This window comes from Pseudomonas sp. NPDC089758 (assembly GCF_044748705.1).
Taxonomy (GTDB): domain Bacteria; phylum Pseudomonadota; class Gammaproteobacteria; order Pseudomonadales; family Pseudomonadaceae; genus Aquipseudomonas; species Aquipseudomonas putida_X.
The window spans coordinates 86,850-104,548 of record NZ_JBIVGN010000019.1; the positions used below are offsets into that span (position 1 = coordinate 86,850).

The window sequence follows — 17,699 nt, forward strand, 5'->3', positions numbered from 1 at the left end:
TCACGCTTACCCAGCCCTGCCGTCCCGCCCGCTACCCGCACCCGGCGCCTCACGGCCAGCGCGCCCCACTGACGCGCCCTGCGGTCCTGCTTCAACACCCTGAACAGTGCCCGCTCCCGCCCCTATCCCCCTTGGGCTATCGTCAGTCGGGCGCACAAGAACAATACGCTCCGGCGTCCGCGAACCGTACCTGCCCTTTACTGGCCGGCGGAAACCTTCGCGGGCAAAGCCCATGGAGCACGACCAGACTGTTAGGGACCTATTTAATGACAACCAGCAGCACGTATGCCCAGGCGCCTGCCGCGCCGGTCAACTCCCCCGCGAGGGTCGCCACTGCCAGTTTCATCGGCACCGCCATCGAGTTCTACGATTTCTACGTTTATGCCACTGCCGCTGCGCTGGTGATCGGGCCCGTGTTCTTCCCTTCGGGGTCGGGCACCGCGCAGATGCTGGCGGCCTTTCTTACATTCGGCATCGCCTTCCTCGCCCGCCCGCTGGGTTCCGCACTGTTCGGGCACTTCGGTGACCGCATCGGGCGCAAGTCGACGCTGGTCGCCTCGCTGCTGCTGATGGGGGTATCCACCACGCTGATAGGCGTGCTGCCAGGCTACGACAGCATCGGTGTGTGGGCACCGATCATCCTGTGCCTGCTGCGCTTCGGCCAGGGCCTTGGCCTGGGCGGGGAATGGGGTGGTGCGGCGTTGCTGGCCACCGAGAACGCGCCGGCGGGCAAGCGTGCCTGGTTCGGGATGTTCCCGCAGCTAGGCCCTTCGATCGGCTTCCTGGCGGCCAACGGCCTGTTCCTGACCTTGGCCCTGCTGCTCAGCGACGAGCAGTTCCGTGAGTGGGGCTGGCGCATTCCGTTCCTGCTCAGTGCCGCGCTGGTGCTGGTAGGCCTGTACGTACGCCTCAAGCTTGAAGAAAGCCCGGTGTTCGCCAAGGCCGTGGCCCGCCACGAGCGGGTGAAAATGCCGGTGGTGGACCTGTTCAGCAAGTACTGGCTGCCGACACTGCTGGGGGCCGCGGCCATGGTGGTGTGCTATGCGCTGTTCTACATCTCGACGGTATTCTCGCTGAGCTACGGCGTCACGACGTTGGGCTACAGCCGCGAGACGTTCCTAGGCCTGCTGTGCTTGGCCGTGGTCTTCATGGCCCTGGCCACGCCGCTGTCGGCCTGGCTCAGCGACCGTTACGGGCGCAAGCCGGTGCTGATCGTCGGCGGCCTGCTGGCGGTGGCCTCGGGCTTCACCATGGAGCCTTTGCTGACCTCTGGCTCGACCACAGGTGTTGCGTTGTTCCTGGCCATCGAGCTGTTTCTGATGGGCGTGACGTTCGCACCGATGGGCGCATTGCTGCCAGAGCTGTTCCCTACTCACGTGCGTTACACCGGCGCATCGGCGGCGTATAACCTGGGCGGCATCGTCGGAGCTTCGGCGGCGCCGTTCTTTGCTCAGAAGCTGGTGAGCATGGGCGGGCTGAGCTGGGTAGGTGGGTATGTATCGGTTGCGGCGGTAATCAGCCTGATCGCTGTGCTGTGCCTGAAAGAGACCCGCCACACGGAGCTTTGAAGGCTTGAAGCTGCAAGCTTCAAGCCTCAAGCTGCAAGCAAAGGCATCCCCTTGCAGCTTGCAGCTTGCAGCTTGCAGCTTGCAGCTTGCAGCTTGCAGCTCAAAGCTTAGAACTCGACCTTGACCGCCTGCGCCGCGCGGGTCGCCTTGGCGCGCGCCGCTTCGATCGACTCATCACGTGCCAGGCACACACCCATGCGGCGCTGGCCGTTGATTTCCGGCTTACCGAACAGGCGGATCGCAGTATCCGGCTCGCTCAACGCTGCGCCGAGGTTGGCGAAGCTGGTCTGCTGCGACTGGCCTTCAGGCAGGATCACCGCCGAAGCGCTAGGGCCGAACTGGCGTACCACCGGGATCGGCAGGCCCAGAATGGCACGGGCATGCAGCGCGAACTGCGAGAGGTCCTGGGAAATCAGAGTGACCAGGCCCGTATCGTGCGGGCGTGGCGAGACTTCGCTGAACCACACCTGATCGCCCTTGACGAACAGCTCGACGCCGAACAAACCACGGCCGCCCAACGCATCGGTGACCGCCTTCGCCACACGCTGCGACTCGGCCAAGGCTTTCGGGCTCATCGCCTGGGGCTGCCACGACTCCTGATAGTCGCCCTTCTCCTGACGGTGACCGACTGGCGCAAGATACATGGTGCCGCCAACATGGCGCACGGTCAGCAGGGTGATCTCGTAGTCGAAGTCGATGAAGCCTTCGATGATCACGCGGCCCTTGCCGGCGCGGCCACCCTCCTGAGCGTAGTCCCACGACTTCTGCAGGTCGGCATCGCTGCGCAGCAGGCTCTGGCCCTTGCCGGACGAACTCATCACCGGCTTGACCACGCACGGGTAACCGACATCGGCCACGGCCTTGGCGTAGTCTTCAAAGGTGTCGGCGAAGTGGTACGGCGAGGTTGGCAGGTCCAGCTCTTCGGCCGCCAGGCGGCGAATGCCCTCGCGGTTCATGGTCAACTGGGTGGCGCGGGCGGTCGGCACGACGTTGAACCCTTCGTTCTCCAGCTCGACCAGCGTAGCGGTGGCGATGGCTTCGATTTCGGGGACGATGTAATGCGGTTTTTCAGCCTCGATAATGGCGCGCAGGGCGACACCATCGAGCATGTTGACCACGTGGCTGCGGTGCGCGACCTGCATGGCCGGTGCGTTGGCGTAGCGGTCCACGGCGATCACCTCGACGCCCAGGCGCTGCAGCTCGATCACCACTTCCTTGCCCAGCTCGCCACAGCCGCAGAGCAGTACACGGGTCGCGGTAGGCGACAATGGGGTTCCGATACGGGTCATTTCAGGTCCTCGAAGGCGTCCGGGGCCGCGCCAGTCTTAGCGCCGCCCGCTGAAAAAGGACCGGTATTCTACACCATCAGCCGGCCACGGCAGCCCGCCGCGCACGAAATGCCATGGCCAGCCACACCGCAGTCACGCCGGCGAACTTGGAGGCCATTGCGGTGCCGATCACGGCCGGTGTCAGGGCACCGATCATGCCGAAGAAAATGAAGGTATCGACCGGGATGCTCAGTGCCGAGCTCAACCACAAGCGGTCACGCAAGGGGCGCCGGGTGATGCTGAACACCAGCCAGTCGATCAGCTCGGAAACGAAGAACGCAGTGGCGCTGGCCAGGGCAATGGCCGGCTCGGACGTCACGTACGACAGCACCAGGGCCAGCAGCATGGCGATCAGCGCGCCATGGCCGTAGCGGGTCTGCACCATGTCACGCAGGATGAACACCAGCCCGCCCCAGGCGGACCAGATCACGTCCAGATGCGGGGCGCTGGAAAAGGCAAAGTTGATCAGTACAACGCTGCTGATGTAAGCGATTAGAAAGAACATGGGCAGTGACCGTCCGGCAAGCGGCACAGATTACCTGATTTTCGAGTCAACCGCAGCGCTTACATGATCAATCCGGCAGCCACCGCCCGCTCATGGCAACGCTTGAGCACCGCCCGGCGTTCGGTATTGTCCATCCGCCCCCAGCGGCCGATCTCTGCCACGGTACGCTGGCACCCGGTGCACACATCCTGCTCGTCCAGCGCGCAGATGCTCACGCAGGGCGAAGCGACCGGGCGCTCAGTGGCGATCACCTCACTCATCGTCCACCTCCAAGTCCCGCGCATAGCGCTGGGCGTTGTGCACATAGTGCGCGGCGCTGGCCTCGAGCAGGCGTTTTTGCTGCTCGGTGAGCTCGCGCACGACCTTGCCAGGCGAACCCATTACCAGCGAGCCATCGGGGATTTCCTTGCCCTCGGGGATCAGCGCATTGGCGCCGATGATGCAGTGCTTGCCGATGCGCGCACCGTTGAGGATCACCGCATTGATGCCGACCAGGCTGTAGTCGCCAACCGTGCAGCCATGCAGCATGGCGTTGTGGCCGATGGTCACGCCCTTGCCCAAGGTCAGCGGCGAACCCATGTCGGTATGCATCACGGTACCGTCCTGGACGTTGCTGTCCTCGCCGATATCGATCAACTCGTTGTCACCGCGCAGCACGGCGCCGAACCACACACTGGCGCGCGCCTGCAGGCGCACCTTGCCAATCAGCATGGCATTGGGGGCCGCCCAACTGGTGGCATGGCTCTCGACCCGCAGGTCGCCCAGGCGGTATTTCATTCTCGCTCCTCAGGGTATCAGCGGCGAAGGGGGGCGCCGTTCAGATCTCTACATAACGCTCGGGTGGCTGATGCAGGCTGATGCCTGCGTCATACAGCAAATTGACCAGTTCGACGATCATGATCGCCGACAGCCCCCAGATCTTGTATTCGCCATATCGATAGCTGGGCACATACCAACTGCGGCCCTGGTAATCGATACGGTGGGTGTGGTCACGCGGGTCCTGGCGGAAGAATTCGAGCGGCACGCTGAATACTGCCGCGATCTCCGCATCATTGGCGCGGTATTCGACGAAATCGGGGATAACCCCGACGAATGGCGTCACTTTCAGCCCATGCAGGGAAATCAGCGGGCTCAGGGGGCCGAGTACTTCCACCAGGCCTGGCGGCAGGCCGATCTCTTCTTCGGCCTCGCGCAGCGCGGTGAACACCAGGTCGGGGTCTTCCGGGTCGCGCCGGCCACCGGGGAAGGCGACTTCGCCGCCATGGGTGGAAAGGCCCTTGGCACGCAGGGTCAAGACCAGCTCGGGCGCTTCGCTACGGGTAATGGGCAAAAGTACCGCAGCCTCGGGGAACCGTCGGTCGGTTTCCAGTGAAGCTGGTTGGTGGTTGCTCATTCGGCGAAGTAGCTCGTCCAGCATTGCGCACTCTCGTTTCCAAGGCCTGCCCTGCATGATGCACCAAAGCCGCGAAGCACCCAAGCCCTGTACGCTTGCGGCAGGTATGCCTGGCGCGCCAAGATAGCCTGGGCTCAAGGGAAGAACAGCATGAAATTCTGCAGCGCGTGCGGCCAGCCGGTCATTCAGCGGATACCCGAAGGCGACAGCCGCCTGCGGTATGTCTGCGATCATTGCCAGACCATTCACTACCAGAACCCGAACATCGTTGCCGGGGTGTTGCCGGTGTGGGGCAGCCAGGTGCTGCTGTGCCGGCGAGCCATCGAGCCCCGCCGCGGCTTCTGGACCTTGCCCGCCGGGTTCATGGAGAACGGCGAAACACTGGACCAGGCCGCCCGCCGTGAAACTGTCGAAGAAGCCTGCGCCCGGGTCGGCGCGATGGCCCTGTACCAGTTGTTCGACCTGCCGCACATCAACCAGGTGCATGTGTTCTTCCGCGCCGAGCTGGCCGACCTGGACTTCGACATCGGCACCGAAAGCCTGGAGGTGCGGTTGTTCGACGAACACGAAATACCGTGGGGCGAGCTGGCTTTCCGGACCGTCACACGCACACTAGAATGCTATTATCGCGACCGCATCGGGCAGCATTACCCCATAGGCCATGAGTACCTGCCACCGATGAACGTTTCGCCCACCACTTAAGCTTGCAGGTACCGCTTCATGCGCTGGTTGTTTGCCCTTTTCTGCCTTTGCGTTACCTCGGTGTCCCAGGCGGCCTTCACCGAAACCATCATTCGCAAGCCGCAGCCGCCTTTGCCAGCAACATCGCAATCACAGGCAGCCATGCAGCCGCTGATCGACAAGGTGCTGGTGATCAAGTCCGAGCGCCGCCTGCAACTGATCAGCCGTGGCGAACCGCTGAAAACCTACCGTATTTCGCTGGGCAAGCAGCCCAAGGGCGCCAAGCAGCGCGAAGGCGACAAGAAAACCCCCGAGGGCCTGTACTGGCTGGACTGGCGCAAGCAAAGCGACCGTTTCAACCTGTCCATGCACATCACCTACCCGAACATCAGCGACGCCGCCCGTGCCACACGCGAAGGCTGGAGTGCCGGCAGCATGATCATGATCCACGGCACCCCGATCAACGACGAGTATCCCGAATGGTATTTCCATACGCTTGACTGGACCGATGGCTGTATCGCCATGCGCAACTCGGACATGCGCGAGGTCTGGGACCTGGTACCAGACGGCACATTGATCGAGATTCGACCCTGATAGTCCGGCATTCCGGTTGATGCTGTAGGAACCTTCCCACTTCAATCAAGCATCTGCCCTACCGCAGTGTAGGTAGCAGACTGCATCCAATCGACTGGCAAAATTTTTAGCATCCACGCAAACGAGTACGCAGGCCGTACGCCATTTGCGGGGATCCCCAATGCCATCCCGATACCGCCACATCGCCAGCAGGCTGCTTGCCTGCTGCATGACCAGCTTGCTGGCCCTGCCACAGGCATTGGCGGACGACCCTGCCAGCCTGCAACTGCGGGATCAACAGCGCACACTGCGCCAGTTCGAGCAGCAGCAACGGCTGCAGCGCTGGCAACGCCCTCCAGCGGCGCAACCCGACGCCCCCCTCCCGCCGAACCCACACCGCGACAGCCACTGCTGGGCGATCACCGGCGTTCGTCTGGCCGGCCACCGGCAGCTTTCGGCACAGGCCCTTGAGCCGGCCATCCAGGCACTGACAAAACCCTGCATGGGCATCGCCGACATCAATCGCGTGCTCAAGGCCATCACCCAGCGCTACGTGCTCGCCGGTTACCCGGCCAGCCGCCCCTACTTGCGGCAAGCACCAGCGCATGACGCACCGCTGGACATCGTCATCATCGAAGGCTTCGTCGAATCGATCGAGCTGGATGCCGAGCTGCCGCTTTCCCTGCACAGCGCATTCCCCGATCTGCTGGGCAACCCCCTGTACCTGCCAGACCTCGAGCAGGGGCTGGACCAGCTCAACCGCCTGCGCGCCTACGAGCTCAGTGTCGACCTGTTGCCAGGCGAACTGCAGGGCGGCACGCGGGTGCTGCTGCAGCCTCGCCACGTGGCTTCACGCTGGCACCTGGACAGCCGCTTCGATAACCGGGGCAGCCCGTTGACCGGGCGTCACCGCCTGAACCTCGGCCTTGGCGTGGACAGCCCCTTGGGCCTGAACGACGACCTGCGCCTGTCGCTGTCGACCACGGTCATCGATGCGCCGGGGCGCAGCCAGGGCGTCGCCCTCTACTACAGCCTGCCCTACGGCCCATGGACCTTCACGCTGAATGTCGGCCAGCTGCGCTACAACGCGCCGATTCCGCAGGGGCGGTACGACAGCAACGGCAGCAGCAGCTACCAGAGCGTCGGCGCCGAGCGCATGCTCTGGCGCAACCAGTACGGCATGCTCAGCGCCAGCGCCCGGCTGGACCGCAAACGCCTGATCAACCGCGCCGGCTCTGCCGTCATCGGCCTGCAGAGCCCCACCCTGACCAGCGTGGAGGCCGGGCTCAACCTGCTCTGGCTGGACCACGGCCTGTGGCACGCCTACATCGGCGTCGCCCAAGGCACCCACTGGCTGGGTGCCGAGCAACCCGCCAGGCACGCGACAGCGCCGAAGCCCGACTATCGAAAATACCGCGCCAGCCTGCTGCACCTGCGCCAGGGCCCTGCGAACTGGCCGTGGCGCTGGCAAAGCGAGCTTGGCCTGCAGTACAGCACCGATGCCTTGCCGGCCGTCGAGCAGATGTTGTTGAGCGACGATTCGGCCGTGCGTGGCTTTCGCCTGCGTACCTACAGTGGCGCCAGCGCCGCCGCCTGGCGCAATACCTTCAGCCAACCGCTGCCACTGCCCTGGGCCACACCGGCTACGGTGCGCCCCTACCTGGGCCTGGACCTGGGCTGGGAACGGCTGGCGCAAGGCGCTTCGCCGCGCCGGCTGGCAGGTGCCACGGCGGGTATCGAAGTGACCCTGCCGCACAGCCGTCTGCGCCTGGACTATCAGCGCGCCCTCTATGCCAGCGACCTGCACCGCCCGATGCTCGAACCCGGATTCTGGGTAGTTGAGTGGGCCCTGAACATCTGACTGACCCACAACAAAGAGAACGAGAACATGCTTACACTCTCGCAGATACCCGCTATCCGTCCCGATACCTTGCGCTGGGCCATTTTTCTCGCCCTGCTCGCCTCCACCAGTGCGCTGGCCCAGAACGGCCTGGAGGCGGCCATCGGCCCTGGGGGTACACCGCTCATCAACAACAACCATGGCGTACCGGTTATCGACATCGTCGCGCCCAATGCCAGCGGCCTGTCGCACAACCAGTTCCTCGATTACAACGTCGCCCGCCCCGGCGTGGTATTGAACAACGCGCTCCAGGCCGGGCAGTCGCAACTGGCCGGCGCGCTGGCGGCCAACCCCCAGTTCCAGGGCCACGCAGCCTCGACCATCCTCAACGAGGTGATCAGCCGCAACGCCTCGCTGATCGAGGGCCCACAGGAGATCTTCGGCCGCCCGGCCGATTACATCCTGGCCAACCCGAACGGCATCACCCTCAACGGCGGGAGCTTCATCAACACCACCCGGGCCGGGTTCCTGGTCGGTACGCCGGAGTTGCAGGACGAACAGCTCAAACACCTCAACACCCTCAATGCCAGCGGCACTCTGCAAGTGCTCGCAGGCGGGCAGCGCAATGCCGAAGGTGCGCTTGACCTGATCGCACCACAGCTCGACAGCAAAGGCGTACTCCTGGCCCAGGGCGACCTCAACGTCACCGTTGGTCGTAACCGCCTGCGCCACGACGACGGGCAGGTCATCGAGCATCTGCCGGGTACGCCGTCGAGCATCGACGCCAACCTGTTCGGCGCCATGCGCGCCGGGCGCATTCGTGTCGTCAGCACTGCCGAGGGCGCGGGGGTGCGGGTGGGGCCGGTGCAGCTCAAGGCCGACCAGGGCATCACCCTGCAGTCTGCCGGCGCGCTGCAGGTCAGTGGCCATGCAGACCAGCCAGGGGAACTGACCACCGACCACGGCGCCTTGCAACTCACCGCCGCCGATGACCTGCGCCTTGGCGCGGTCGACGGCAAGGCCGAGCGCATCGAGATAAAGGCAGGCAAGAAGCTCACCCTGGACGCCGAAAGCCGCCAGAGCATCGCCCGCGAGCAGGAAAGCTGGAACAAGAAGTTTTTGTTCATCACCCGCGAGACCTACCAACGCGAACGTACCACCACCGACCAGCACGTGCGCGGCACACAGCTGCAAGCCAGTGACAGCGTGCTGTTGAAGTCCGGCGCCGACATGCGCCTGGTGGCAGCCGACGTGGTTGCAGGGGGCGACCTGACGCTCGACAGCGCTGCCGACCTGGGCATTGCCGCCGGCACCACCAGCCAACGTATCGAGGAGCAGGTACGCCACCGCAAAGACCTGTGGCGCGGCGACAGTGATACCAGCCAGTACCAGGAGTCGGCACAAAGCAGCACGCTCAATGCCGCGCGCATGACGGTCAAGGCCAATGACACCCTCACCGTGCAAGGTAGCAAGCTGCACAGCCGCGCCGACCTTGACATCCACGCCAGGAACCTCGACATCGGCACTACGGCGCTGCAGGAGCAGGGCACAGGCCTCAACTACAGAGGCGACTTGGTATCGGGCACTTTCTTTGGTGGCCGCAAGGGCAACGATACCCAAGGGCAGCGCCTGGCCGGCAGCGCGGTCACGGCCGATGCCAAGCTGAAGGTTGCGGCCGAACAGGTGAGCATCAAGGGCAGCAACGTCCACGGCGCCCAGGACGCGGTGCTGTACAGCGAAAAAGGCGCCTTGGCGATCGAGGCCGACCACGCCAGCACCGTTGCCACCGAGCGCGACAGCAACAGCAAGCTGTTCGGCCTGATCGGCAACGATCGCGAGCGCACGCAACACAAGCAGCAGGTGTTGGGCAGTGACGTCAGTTCTGCCAGCAACCTGCGGCTGGCCAGTGCTGAAGAATTGCGTATCCAGGGTTCGAAAGTGACGGCCGGCGGGCATCTGCAGGTCGAGGCCAAGGGCGACCTGTCGATTGGCAGCACACCGTCACGCGATGAAAGCCAAACAAGCAGCCAGCGACGCGGTTTCACGGCCAGCGCCAAACAGACCGAAACGGCCGAAGACGGCAAGCCCGAGTCGCGCCAGTACGCCGCAGGCGTTGCTTACGAAGTGGTCACCACCACAGGCCAGCAGCGTGAAACATCGCAGGTGGCCAGCGAATTGACGGGCGCTACGGTTGGCCTGAACAGCGGCGCGCACCTGCAGGTCAACGGCTCCAACGTACAGGCCAAAGCCGGCGACCTGGACGTGCAGGCCAAACAGCTGACCCTTGGCGCGACACGCAACGAGCGCGAGTCGTCCAGCGGCTCTACCCACAGCAGCGGCGTCCTGCAGGTGACTGGCGGTATCGACCGGCTGGGCAGCCTGTTCGAAGGCCATCGCAACAACGAAGGCGTCACCGAACGCGACAGCAAGACGCAACGCACCCGTTTGCAGGCCAGCGGCGACCTGAAGCTCAGCGCCGACGAATTGATCACCGAAGCGGCAAGCGCCAACGCAGGCAACACCCTCGAGATCACTGCCAAACGCATCGACAACCGTGCCGTGCAGGACACCCATGACCGTGAAGTGCAACGCAATGACGGGTCAGGCAGCCTCGGCGCCAGCCTGGAGTACCGTGACGTGACCCGGCCGATCGAACGCTTGGTCCAGGGTGAAGAAGCAGCGCGCTTCCAGCAGGCCTCGCCCGAAGACGCAATGGTGGCACCGAGCGGTGGCGGCGACATGACCCTCGACCACCTCAAGCGCTTGGAAAACCAGCGCCGTGGCTTTGCCCAGGTGAGCGAACTGGCAGGGGCAAGCGTGAAGGTCAAGGCCGATACCCTCGCTGACCAGGGCACCGCCTGGCGCGCCAACGCCGGCGCCCTGCAGGTCGACGCACAGCACCACCAACTGCGCGCCGCCGAAAACACCCGGGAGGATAGCCTCCAGCGCCTGTCCTACGGTGGCGACCTGCGCGTGGATACCAGTTCGGGGAGTGACCTGAACGTACGCGTTTCCGGCAAGGGCGGCTCGCAGGACAAACAGGCGGTCGCCCGCACTGCAGTACCGGGCAGCCTGTATGGGCAACAGGGTATCCAGGTTCAGCTGGGCAGCGATGGCCGCTACGAAGGCACGCGCATCGAGGGCGGTGAAGGTGATGTGCTGATCCAGAGTGCCGGTACCCTGTCACTGCCCCAAGCCACCGACCACACCCAACAGCGCTCACGCCAGCTCGATGGCAGCGCCTGGGCCAAGGTCGGCAACCGCCCGGGCAGCACTGGCGTCGACGGCCGGGGCTATCTCAACCATGCCTGGGAGCAGGCGACCCAAACCAATGCCCAGGTGGCGCAGATCGACGGCAAAGGCCAAGTGCGCCTGACCAGCGGCGGCGACATGCTGCTCGAAGGCACGCGTATCGGCAGCCGCGAGGCCAAGGTCGGTGACACCCTCCTGCAAAGCGCTGGCCGCTTGCACATCAAGGCTGCGAGCAATACCCGGCAGGCCACCGGCGGGGGCCTGGGCGGCGGCCTGGAGCTGGCCGTGAAGACCGGCACCACCCAAGGTGGCGCCATCGGGGGCCACTTCAACCACGGCAAGAAGAACGAGGATGCTCGCCAGGCAATCGATGCGCAGTTGCAAAGCGCGGGCAAACTGACCCTCGGCAGCCGCGCTCGCGAGGACATCGCTGTGCACCTGGCGGGCCTGCAGGCATCGGCCGAGTACATCGACATCGACGCCGCCAAGGGCGGTGTGCTGGTCGAAGCGTCATCCACTGTCGAGCGCCACGACAACCTGGACATCACCGCTGGCGCCGGTTTCAACACGTCCAAGGGCGACACCGACACCCTTGGGCTGCATGGGCGTGCCCGGGTCGACCTGAACAAACGTGACAACCTGATCTGGAACGCCGGCAACCTGCGCGCCGAGCGTATCGGCCTGCACAGCCGCGGCGACACCCGCATCGAAGGCGTGAGCCTGGAGGCCGGGCACATCAGCGGCGCAATTGATGGCGACCTGCGCATTGCCAGCCGCAAGGACAGCGTCGATACCCTGACCTTAAACGGCGATGCACGGCTGAGCAAAGAGCAAAACCCGCAGGGCTATGTAAACGCTGCCACGGCCGTCGCAGGGCCGCTGGGAGGCAAGGTCAGGGAAAAAGCAGGTTCTGCCCTGGCCAAAGTAGACCCGGGCGTTTCGCCCACCTTCAGTCTCGATGTGTCGCATGTTCAGCGTGATGGCGTTGCCCAGCAGACGACGCTCAAGGGCAGCGAGGGGGTAGACCTTGCGGTGGGTGGTGACGCTCACCTGACGGGCGCACGCGTGCAATCGGCCATGGGTGACGTCACACTCACCGCCAGCGCGGTGACCCAGCAAACGCTGAGCGGCGATGATTACCGCCGCGATGTATCGATCGATGCGTCGAATTCGCCGGTAGACCTGGGTACCGCCATTGCCCAGATCAGCAAAGGCAAAGGCGCCGCAGACGGCGAAAATGCACTGGACTTAGGCCTGCTACGCACCAGTGGGCATAGCCGCAGTGAGCAGTGGGCTGCGGGGGTTGAAGGCAAAGCCAACTGACCCAGAGCCCCTGTCGCCGGCAAACCGGCGACAGGGCCATGAGCTGCACGGCAACCGCTGCTTACCAACGCCACGTCTGTTGCCCCGTCAATGCCTGTGGCCCCAGCAGCCGAGCAGCACGCAGCAGCGGTGTAAGTGCGGCGTCCGGCTGCAGTTCGGCCGCTATCACTGCCTGGCGCCCCAGAAGGTCTGCATCCAGCGCCAACCGATGCTCACGCTGTTGTATCAGCTGCCCATGCAGGCGCCAGCCTGTGCGGCAATCCATTTCTAACCAGCCCTGCCCCAACCCCAGCGACCAAGGTTCGCTCAAAGCCAGGTCAGTGACCGCGATGCGGCCTTCGCTGGTACGGCACTGCCGCCCCGCGCCTTGCAGGCGCAGCGTGCCCTGCCACTGCCCGGCCAGGCGGTAGGCGGTCTGCACACTCACCTGGGGAGCCTCTGCGGTAACGTGCATCCGCCAGCGCCATGGCCAGCCTTCGGCCTGCAACTGCCAGCCCTGGCCCTGAAAGCCCAGCTGTGCGTTGGCCTGCAAGCGCCACGGCTGCAACGCCCAGCGCACCGGCCCGACAGGCCCGATCTGCTGCGCCTGGCCCTGCCACAGGCTGCCGCTGACCCCCTGCATCGGCAGGCCAAAGCCCAGTGCAACCCAGGATGCCGGCAAATACACCAGCAACGTCAGGCTGAACACCAGCCCGGCCCACAGCAGACCACGGCTGCTCATGGTTGCACCACCACGTCGAAACGCAGGCCTTTGGCATCCTGCTCCAAGCCCCACTGCAGCGGTTGAGCCCCCTCTGCGCGCAACGCCTGCAGCCAGCGCTGCAACACCTGCTCATCGGCCACCAGGCCGCGCAGCTGCCACACCTTGCCTTGCACCTCGACCTCGGCCACGTCGATGCGCCGGGCCTGGGCAGACTGGCGCAGCCGCTCCAGGCTCACGGCTGGGCCGCTGTGGAAGGCGGCGGCCTGCACTGCCAGCCCATGCCACTGGCTGAGCTCGCGCCATTGCGACACGCCCTGGCGCAGGGCCAGCAACGCCAGCAGAACGCCGATCAGGCACCCGGCAAGCAACATTCGATGACGCTCAAACCACTCGCGGGTCATGTTGGCGCTCCCAGATCGAAAACCACGTGTGCCGAGGGTGCAGCGCTCAGTACCTGCACCGCCGCTGCGGCGGCGCTGGCCATTTCGTGCCAGGGCGGCTCGCCCCCCTCGCCCTGCAGGCGCAGGTGCCAGCGCTGGCCGTCATAGCGCACCGCTTGCAAGCGCCAACCTGGGTGCTCATGCAGCCAGGCCTGCAGACGTGCCTGCAGGTCTTGAAGCTGGCGCTCGCGCAGGTGCTGTTGCAGCTCGCTTTCGCGCAGGCGCTTGAGGGCCTGCGCCGCTTGCCCAGGGCTGGCCTGGGCGCCGGTGACGGCCAGCACCTGCGCGCGCCAGGTGTGCACCTGCCGCCATTGCTGGCCCGCCCATAGCCCGCACCACACCACGGCCAGCACCAGGCAGGCGACAACAAGCCCACGCGGCAGGGCAGGCATACGGGGCGCGGAGCGTGCCTGACGGGTGCGCTGGAACAGGCTTGGGAGGGTGTCGAGCGGCGCCAGGGTACCTGGCCAGCGCCCGACCTGGCTGGCATTACGCAGGCTACCCCAGGGCTGCTGCGGCACCTCACCCAGCGCGTCAGGCCAGGCCAGCCAATGGGCATGCCCCTCTTCGCTGTGCCCCAGGTACAGGCACAAGCCAGGTGCGCGCTGCCACTGCCAGCCCGTCCCGGGCTCAGGCGTGGGCAACAGCTGGAACTCGGCCCAACAGCGCTCGATCTCAAGCCCCCATTGGCTGCACTGCCCACGCCATCCCTCCAGCGCTGCCCGCGCTACCGCCAACAGGCGCAACTGCCCTGCCTGGCGAGCGAGGCAAGCGCACTGCACCTGTTCGGCGTTCTCCAGCAAGTGGTCTTCCAGCAGCATGGGCCACTCGTCACGTTTGAGGCCTGGCGGTACGGACAGCTGAAACTGGCTGCACCGCTCGCCCGGGATGATCAGCGCTACCCGTGCGCCCAGGTTCGCCGGGGGTTCGCCCTGCCCTTGCCGTTGGGCCACACCGTTTTCGACCAACAGCCAGTCCCAGACCACGCCCGGGCGCAGCAGCAACCATGGCCGCGCTGGCACACGTCGACGCCATTCAAGCTTCATGAACGCCCCCAAGGGAGCGTGAAGGTGCAGACATAGGGGGCTCCGTCACGCTGCAATTGCACGCGCACACCCCGGCCGGGGTGCGCGGGTTGATCAGAAGGCCAGGGCAGCCAGCGGCCTCCCTGGTGATAAAGCACATTCAGCGCACTGACCTGCTGCAGTTGCTCACGCATGACCCAACGGGGTTCGCTGGCCGCGTACAAGTCTGCCGAGGTTTCCAATATCAGGCGCTGCTCACGGGCGTCGAAGCGCAGGCGTTGGCGCTGCAGGCGCGAGCCACCTTCGGCCTCAGGCACAGCCGTGGCTGCCACCCAGAGCAACTGCTGGCGGTCGGGCTGCCAGTCGAGCCAGCGGCTGGCCAGTGGCAGGCGTTGCTCATACACCCGGCGCAATACCGGGCTGTCGAAGCGCCGCTCCAGGGCCAGGCAGAACTCCAGCACACTGTTCTCGTGGCCCGTCACCTGCAGCCGCTCGCGAACCTTGAGCCAGCCATTGACCAGCGCTGCGAGCATGACCCCAAGCAGCGCGGTCAAGGCCATGGCGACCATCAGTTCGATCAGGGTCAAGCCTGCCTGCCGCCGCTTCATGGACGCTCCAGAAAAACCGTGTACTGGCCCAGCGGCAGGCGCTGATCGCGGTCGGCATACAGCTGCATCTCGCCGCGGCGCAGGTCGCGCACACCGGTACGGCGCAGCTGCAGCTGCCAGTGGCACGCCTGCCCGCCCTGGTTCAACACACCACTGGGCTGGTTGCTGGCCGGCCAGTACTGCTCCACGGCAAAGCGTGCCTGCAGCTCGCGAGCGCACAGCACGCCAAGGCGATGCCATTGCACACTGTCCTGAACGGCCAGGCGCTGACGCAGAACCTGGCTGGTGATCACCGCCAGCACTGCGGCAATCGCCAGGGCCACGGTCACCTCCAGCAGGGTGAAGCCCTGTTGCCTGCGCTTCATGGTTCCAGCCCCACACGCAACTGGCCGTTACGCCCCCACGCCCAGCGCTGACTGCCGCCCGCCCAGTGCCAGCGCACCGAACCCGGTTGAGCCCACCCTTGCGGCGTGAACTGCAGAGGCGGCTGCAGGCTGGCCGGCCAGTCGGGGCGCAGCCCTTTGGGCCAGTCCCCAACGCTCGCGGGTTCGGCCACCCAGCCCTCGCGCTCACGCCGCACGAACTCTGGACGCTGGCCGGTCCAGCGCAACCCGCGCAGTTGCCCGGCATGCCGGGCCAGTGCAGCCTGGGAGCGGACCTGCGCAGCCAGCCGCTGCAACGCCTGATCGACGCTGGCCTTGCCGCTGTCCAGCCAGGCCACGGCAAGCCCGGTCATGAGGCCGGCAATGGCCAGCACCACCAGCAATTCGAGCAGGCTGAAACCGCGCTGCAGGCGCATCGCTCACAGCGCCCAGTTGCCCAGGTCGGCGTCCTGGCCTTCGCCGCCCGGCACACCATCGGCACCCAACGAATACACATCGACCCGGCCATGCTCGCCAGGCATACGGTACTGATACGGGGTACCCCACGGGTCATCCGGCAGGCGGCGTACATAACCATCGCTGCGCCAGGCACGCGGCAGCGGCTCCTGGGCCGGTTTTTTCACCAGCGCAGCCAGGCCTTGCTCATTGCTGGGAAAGCGCAGGTTGTCCAGCCGGTACATGTCCAGCGCCTGCTCAAGCGTGCTCAGGTCGGCCATGACTTTCTGCCGCATGGCCTTGTCCTGGTTGCCCAGCACGCTGGGCGCGACCACGGCGATCAGCAGGCCGATGATGAAAATCACCACCATGATTTCCATCAGGGTGAAGCCGTGTTGGCGCTTGCGTCGATGCTGCATGGGGTTGCTCCTAGTCATCTACAGTTGCAGGCCCTGGTTGAGTTGCATGATCGGCAGCAGCACCGCCAGCACGATGAACAGCACGACGGCGCCCATCACCAGGATCATCAGGGGTTCGAAAAGCGCCATGGCCGTATCCACCTGGCGGGCAAAGCCACGCTCCTGGTCGTCGGCCACGCGCTCGAGCATGTCGGCCAAGGTGCCGCTGGCCTCGCCACTGCCGACCATGTTCACCAGCAAGGGCGGGAACTGCTGGCAGGCGTCCAGCGCCCGGTGCAGGCTGGTGCCGCCCTGCACCTGTTGGCGCACCTGCTCCATGGCCAGGCGGATGCGGCGGTTGCCGACGGTTTCAGTGGCCACCTGCAAGGCTTCGAGCAGCGCGACGCCGCTGCTGGTGAGGATCGCCAGGCTGCGCGCCAGGCGGGCACTTTCCAGCACCTGCAACAGCCCGCCTGCGCGCGGCAGGCGCAACAGCAGGTCGTCGCGGCGCAGGCACCAGTGCGGCTTGCGCAGCAACCAGCTGGCCAGCAGCGACGTGAGGGCCGCCAGCCCCAGCAACCAGGGGCCGGCGTGCACCAGGCCCTGGCTCAGGCCGATCAGCAAGGAGGTGATCAGCGGCAGGCTCTGCCCGGCATGGGCAAACTGTTCGGTGAGCTTGGGTACGACGAAGGTCATCAGGCCGATCACCACCGCCAGCGATACGCCCATCAGCACGCAGGGGTAGATCAGTGCGGTCCGCGCCTTGTGCTGCTGGCGCTGTACCTGTTCCAGGTGGTCTGCAAGCCGGGTAAGCACCTGGGCCAGCCGCCCCGAGCGCTCACCGGCTTCGACCAGCGCGCAGTACAGGCCGGTGAAAGGCGCGCCCTGGCGGGCCAGGCTGCGGGCCAGGCCAAGGCCTTCGGCGAGCGAGCCACGCACAGCCACCAGCACCCCGTGCAGGGCTGGCTGACGCAACTGGCGTTCAAGCGTCGCCAAGGCATCGACCAGGGGGATGCCCGCGCCGGTCAAGGTCGCCAGCTGGCGTGTCAGCTCACACAGCTGGGCACGGCTCAGGCGTTGTCGGCGAGGCTGCCGGGCACCGTTTTCCAAGCGCTGCAACTGGCGGGGGAACAAACCCTGCTCGCGCAGCAACTGGCGTGCGTGGCGTTCGCTATCGGCCTGCAGGCTGGCTTTGTGGGTCTTGCCGGCCAGATCAACGGCCTGGTAACGAAAGGTCGGCATGG

Annotated in this window: 18 protein-coding genes; 5 read left to right on the top strand and 13 right to left on the bottom strand. The window is 65.6% G+C overall.

The genetic code is table 11. The features are described 5' to 3' along the window. Nucleotides 1-266 precede the first annotated feature (266 nt). Nucleotides 267-1,568: an MFS transporter gene (locus tag ACIPZH_RS22265; RefSeq protein WP_241804332.1), complete on the top strand. Its 1,302-nt coding sequence runs from the start codon at nt 267-269 to the stop codon at nt 1,566-1,568. Nucleotides 1,569-1,675: 107 nt separating this feature from the next. Here ACIPZH_RS22265 and purT read toward each other — a convergent pair whose 3' ends face one another. The 5 genes from purT to ACIPZH_RS22290 all read right to left on the bottom strand — a co-directional run bounded on the left by purT (nt 1,676) and on the right by ACIPZH_RS22290 (nt 4,818). Continuing rightward, nucleotides 1,676-2,857 (bottom strand): formate-dependent phosphoribosylglycinamide formyltransferase, encoded by a 1,182-nt coding sequence (purT, locus tag ACIPZH_RS22270; protein WP_400637876.1) that lies wholly within the window; start codon nt 2,855-2,857, stop codon nt 1,676-1,678. Between the two features lie 76 nt (nt 2,858-2,933). Further along, entirely contained in the window at nt 2,934-3,401 is a 468-nt protein-coding gene (locus ACIPZH_RS22275; protein WP_174142354.1) for a VUT family protein, read from the bottom strand. 59 nt (nt 3,402-3,460) lie between these two features. Then, complete coding sequence (locus ACIPZH_RS22280; protein WP_267818359.1) at nt 3,461-3,661, bottom strand: DUF1289 domain-containing protein; 201 nt, start codon at nt 3,659-3,661, stop codon at nt 3,461-3,463. Then, entirely contained in the window at nt 3,654-4,178 is a 525-nt protein-coding gene (locus ACIPZH_RS22285; RefSeq protein WP_400637878.1) for a gamma carbonic anhydrase family protein, read from the bottom strand. Before ACIPZH_RS22285 ends, ACIPZH_RS22280 begins: the two co-directional genes overlap by 8 nt. A gap of 40 nt (nt 4,179-4,218) precedes the next feature. Continuing rightward, a complete protein-coding gene (locus tag ACIPZH_RS22290) occupies nt 4,219-4,818 on the bottom strand; it encodes a CoA pyrophosphatase (RefSeq protein ID WP_241804328.1) in 600 nt (199 codons plus the stop codon). Between the two features lie 126 nt (nt 4,819-4,944). On the opposite strand from ACIPZH_RS22290, the gene ACIPZH_RS22295 reads away from it, so the two are divergent. From ACIPZH_RS22295 to ACIPZH_RS22310, 4 genes are all read left to right on the top strand, one after another. Continuing rightward, nucleotides 4,945-5,496: an NUDIX hydrolase gene (locus ACIPZH_RS22295; protein ID WP_267818364.1), complete on the top strand. Its 552-nt coding sequence runs from the start codon at nt 4,945-4,947 to the stop codon at nt 5,494-5,496. Between the two features lie 18 nt (nt 5,497-5,514). Continuing rightward, nucleotides 5,515-6,069 carry a murein L,D-transpeptidase family protein gene (locus tag ACIPZH_RS22300; RefSeq protein ID WP_241804326.1) on the top strand — a complete coding sequence of 185 codons (555 nt, stop codon included), beginning with the start codon at nt 5,515-5,517 and terminating at the stop codon, nt 6,067-6,069. Nucleotides 6,070-6,229: 160 nt separating this feature from the next. Further along, nucleotides 6,230-7,909, top strand: coding sequence for a ShlB/FhaC/HecB family hemolysin secretion/activation protein (locus tag ACIPZH_RS22305; RefSeq protein WP_400637879.1), 1,680 nt, complete (start codon nt 6,230-6,232; stop codon nt 7,907-7,909). A 27-nt stretch (nt 7,910-7,936) separates the two neighbouring features. Continuing rightward, nucleotides 7,937-12,463 (top strand): hemagglutinin repeat-containing protein, encoded by a 4,527-nt coding sequence (locus tag ACIPZH_RS22310; protein ID WP_400637880.1) that lies wholly within the window; start codon nt 7,937-7,939, stop codon nt 12,461-12,463. Between the two features lie 61 nt (nt 12,464-12,524). Here ACIPZH_RS22310 and gspN read toward each other — a convergent pair whose 3' ends face one another. From gspN to gspF, 8 genes are read right to left on the bottom strand one after another with little or no spacing between them, the layout of a single operon-like run. Further along, nucleotides 12,525-13,184 carry a type II secretion system protein N gene (gene gspN / locus ACIPZH_RS22315; RefSeq protein WP_400637882.1) on the bottom strand — a complete coding sequence of 220 codons (660 nt, stop codon included), beginning with the start codon at nt 13,182-13,184 and terminating at the stop codon, nt 12,525-12,527. After that, nucleotides 13,181-13,567 carry a type II secretion system protein GspM gene (gene gspM, locus ACIPZH_RS22320; protein ID WP_400626243.1) on the bottom strand — a complete coding sequence of 129 codons (387 nt, stop codon included), beginning with the start codon at nt 13,565-13,567 and terminating at the stop codon, nt 13,181-13,183. The genes gspN and gspM overlap by 4 nt, the downstream gene beginning before the upstream one ends. Beyond that, nucleotides 13,564-14,652 carry a type II secretion system protein GspL gene (gene gspL / locus ACIPZH_RS22325; protein WP_400637884.1) on the bottom strand — a complete coding sequence of 363 codons (1,089 nt, stop codon included), beginning with the start codon at nt 14,650-14,652 and terminating at the stop codon, nt 13,564-13,566. The genes gspM and gspL overlap by 4 nt, the downstream gene beginning before the upstream one ends. After that, nucleotides 14,649-15,239 (bottom strand): type II secretion system protein, encoded by a 591-nt coding sequence (locus ACIPZH_RS22330; protein ID WP_400637885.1) that lies wholly within the window; start codon nt 15,237-15,239, stop codon nt 14,649-14,651. The genes gspL and ACIPZH_RS22330 overlap by 4 nt, the downstream gene beginning before the upstream one ends. Next, nucleotides 15,236-15,604 carry a type II secretion system protein GspI gene (locus ACIPZH_RS22335; protein ID WP_400637886.1) on the bottom strand — a complete coding sequence of 123 codons (369 nt, stop codon included), beginning with the start codon at nt 15,602-15,604 and terminating at the stop codon, nt 15,236-15,238. The genes ACIPZH_RS22330 and ACIPZH_RS22335 overlap by 4 nt, the downstream gene beginning before the upstream one ends. Beyond that, nucleotides 15,601-16,038 (bottom strand): type II secretion system minor pseudopilin GspH, encoded by a 438-nt coding sequence (gspH, locus tag ACIPZH_RS22340; RefSeq protein WP_400637888.1) that lies wholly within the window; start codon nt 16,036-16,038, stop codon nt 15,601-15,603. The genes ACIPZH_RS22335 and gspH overlap by 4 nt, the downstream gene beginning before the upstream one ends. A 3-nt stretch (nt 16,039-16,041) precedes the next feature. Beyond that, nucleotides 16,042-16,476 carry a type II secretion system major pseudopilin GspG gene (gene gspG / locus ACIPZH_RS22345; RefSeq protein ID WP_241804317.1) on the bottom strand — a complete coding sequence of 145 codons (435 nt, stop codon included), beginning with the start codon at nt 16,474-16,476 and terminating at the stop codon, nt 16,042-16,044. Nucleotides 16,477-16,494: 18 nt separating this feature from the next. Then, complete coding sequence (gspF, locus tag ACIPZH_RS22350; RefSeq protein ID WP_241804316.1) at nt 16,495-17,697, bottom strand: type II secretion system inner membrane protein GspF; 1,203 nt, start codon at nt 17,695-17,697, stop codon at nt 16,495-16,497. Between the last annotated feature and the right edge of the window lie 2 nt (nt 17,698-17,699).

What these genes read in the sequence shown, in the direction of transcription:
- ACIPZH_RS22265 (WP_241804332.1), top strand. Translation starts at nt 267, where the DNA reads ATGACAACCAGCAGCACGTATGCCCAGGCGCCTGCCGCGCCGGTCAAC.
- purT (WP_400637876.1), bottom strand. Translation starts at nt 2,857, where the DNA reads ATGACCCGTATCGGAACCCCATTGTCGCCTACCGCGACCCGTGTACTG.
- ACIPZH_RS22275 (WP_174142354.1), bottom strand. Translation starts at nt 3,401, where the DNA reads ATGTTCTTTCTAATCGCTTACATCAGCAGCGTTGTACTGATCAACTTT.
- ACIPZH_RS22280 (WP_267818359.1), bottom strand. Translation starts at nt 3,661, where the DNA reads ATGAGTGAGGTGATCGCCACTGAGCGCCCGGTCGCTTCGCCCTGCGTG.
- ACIPZH_RS22285 (WP_400637878.1), bottom strand. Translation starts at nt 4,178, where the DNA reads ATGAAATACCGCCTGGGCGACCTGCGGGTCGAGAGCCATGCCACCAGT.
- ACIPZH_RS22290 (WP_241804328.1), bottom strand. Translation starts at nt 4,818, where the DNA reads ATGCTGGACGAGCTACTTCGCCGAATGAGCAACCACCAACCAGCTTCA.
- ACIPZH_RS22295 (WP_267818364.1), top strand. Translation starts at nt 4,945, where the DNA reads ATGAAATTCTGCAGCGCGTGCGGCCAGCCGGTCATTCAGCGGATACCC.
- ACIPZH_RS22300 (WP_241804326.1), top strand. Translation starts at nt 5,515, where the DNA reads ATGCGCTGGTTGTTTGCCCTTTTCTGCCTTTGCGTTACCTCGGTGTCC.
- ACIPZH_RS22305 (WP_400637879.1), top strand. Translation starts at nt 6,230, where the DNA reads ATGCCATCCCGATACCGCCACATCGCCAGCAGGCTGCTTGCCTGCTGC.
- ACIPZH_RS22310 (WP_400637880.1), top strand. Translation starts at nt 7,937, where the DNA reads ATGCTTACACTCTCGCAGATACCCGCTATCCGTCCCGATACCTTGCGC.
- gspN (WP_400637882.1), bottom strand. Translation starts at nt 13,184, where the DNA reads ATGAGCAGCCGTGGTCTGCTGTGGGCCGGGCTGGTGTTCAGCCTGACG.
- gspM (WP_400626243.1), bottom strand. Translation starts at nt 13,567, where the DNA reads ATGACCCGCGAGTGGTTTGAGCGTCATCGAATGTTGCTTGCCGGGTGC.
- gspL (WP_400637884.1), bottom strand. Translation starts at nt 14,652, where the DNA reads ATGAAGCTTGAATGGCGTCGACGTGTGCCAGCGCGGCCATGGTTGCTG.
- ACIPZH_RS22330 (WP_400637885.1), bottom strand. Translation starts at nt 15,239, where the DNA reads ATGAAGCGGCGGCAGGCAGGCTTGACCCTGATCGAACTGATGGTCGCC.
- ACIPZH_RS22335 (WP_400637886.1), bottom strand. Translation starts at nt 15,604, where the DNA reads ATGAAGCGCAGGCAACAGGGCTTCACCCTGCTGGAGGTGACCGTGGCC.
- gspH (WP_400637888.1), bottom strand. Translation starts at nt 16,038, where the DNA reads ATGCGCCTGCAGCGCGGTTTCAGCCTGCTCGAATTGCTGGTGGTGCTG.
- gspG (WP_241804317.1), bottom strand. Translation starts at nt 16,476, where the DNA reads ATGCAGCATCGACGCAAGCGCCAACACGGCTTCACCCTGATGGAAATC.
- gspF (WP_241804316.1), bottom strand. Translation starts at nt 17,697, where the DNA reads ATGCCGACCTTTCGTTACCAGGCCGTTGATCTGGCCGGCAAGACCCAC.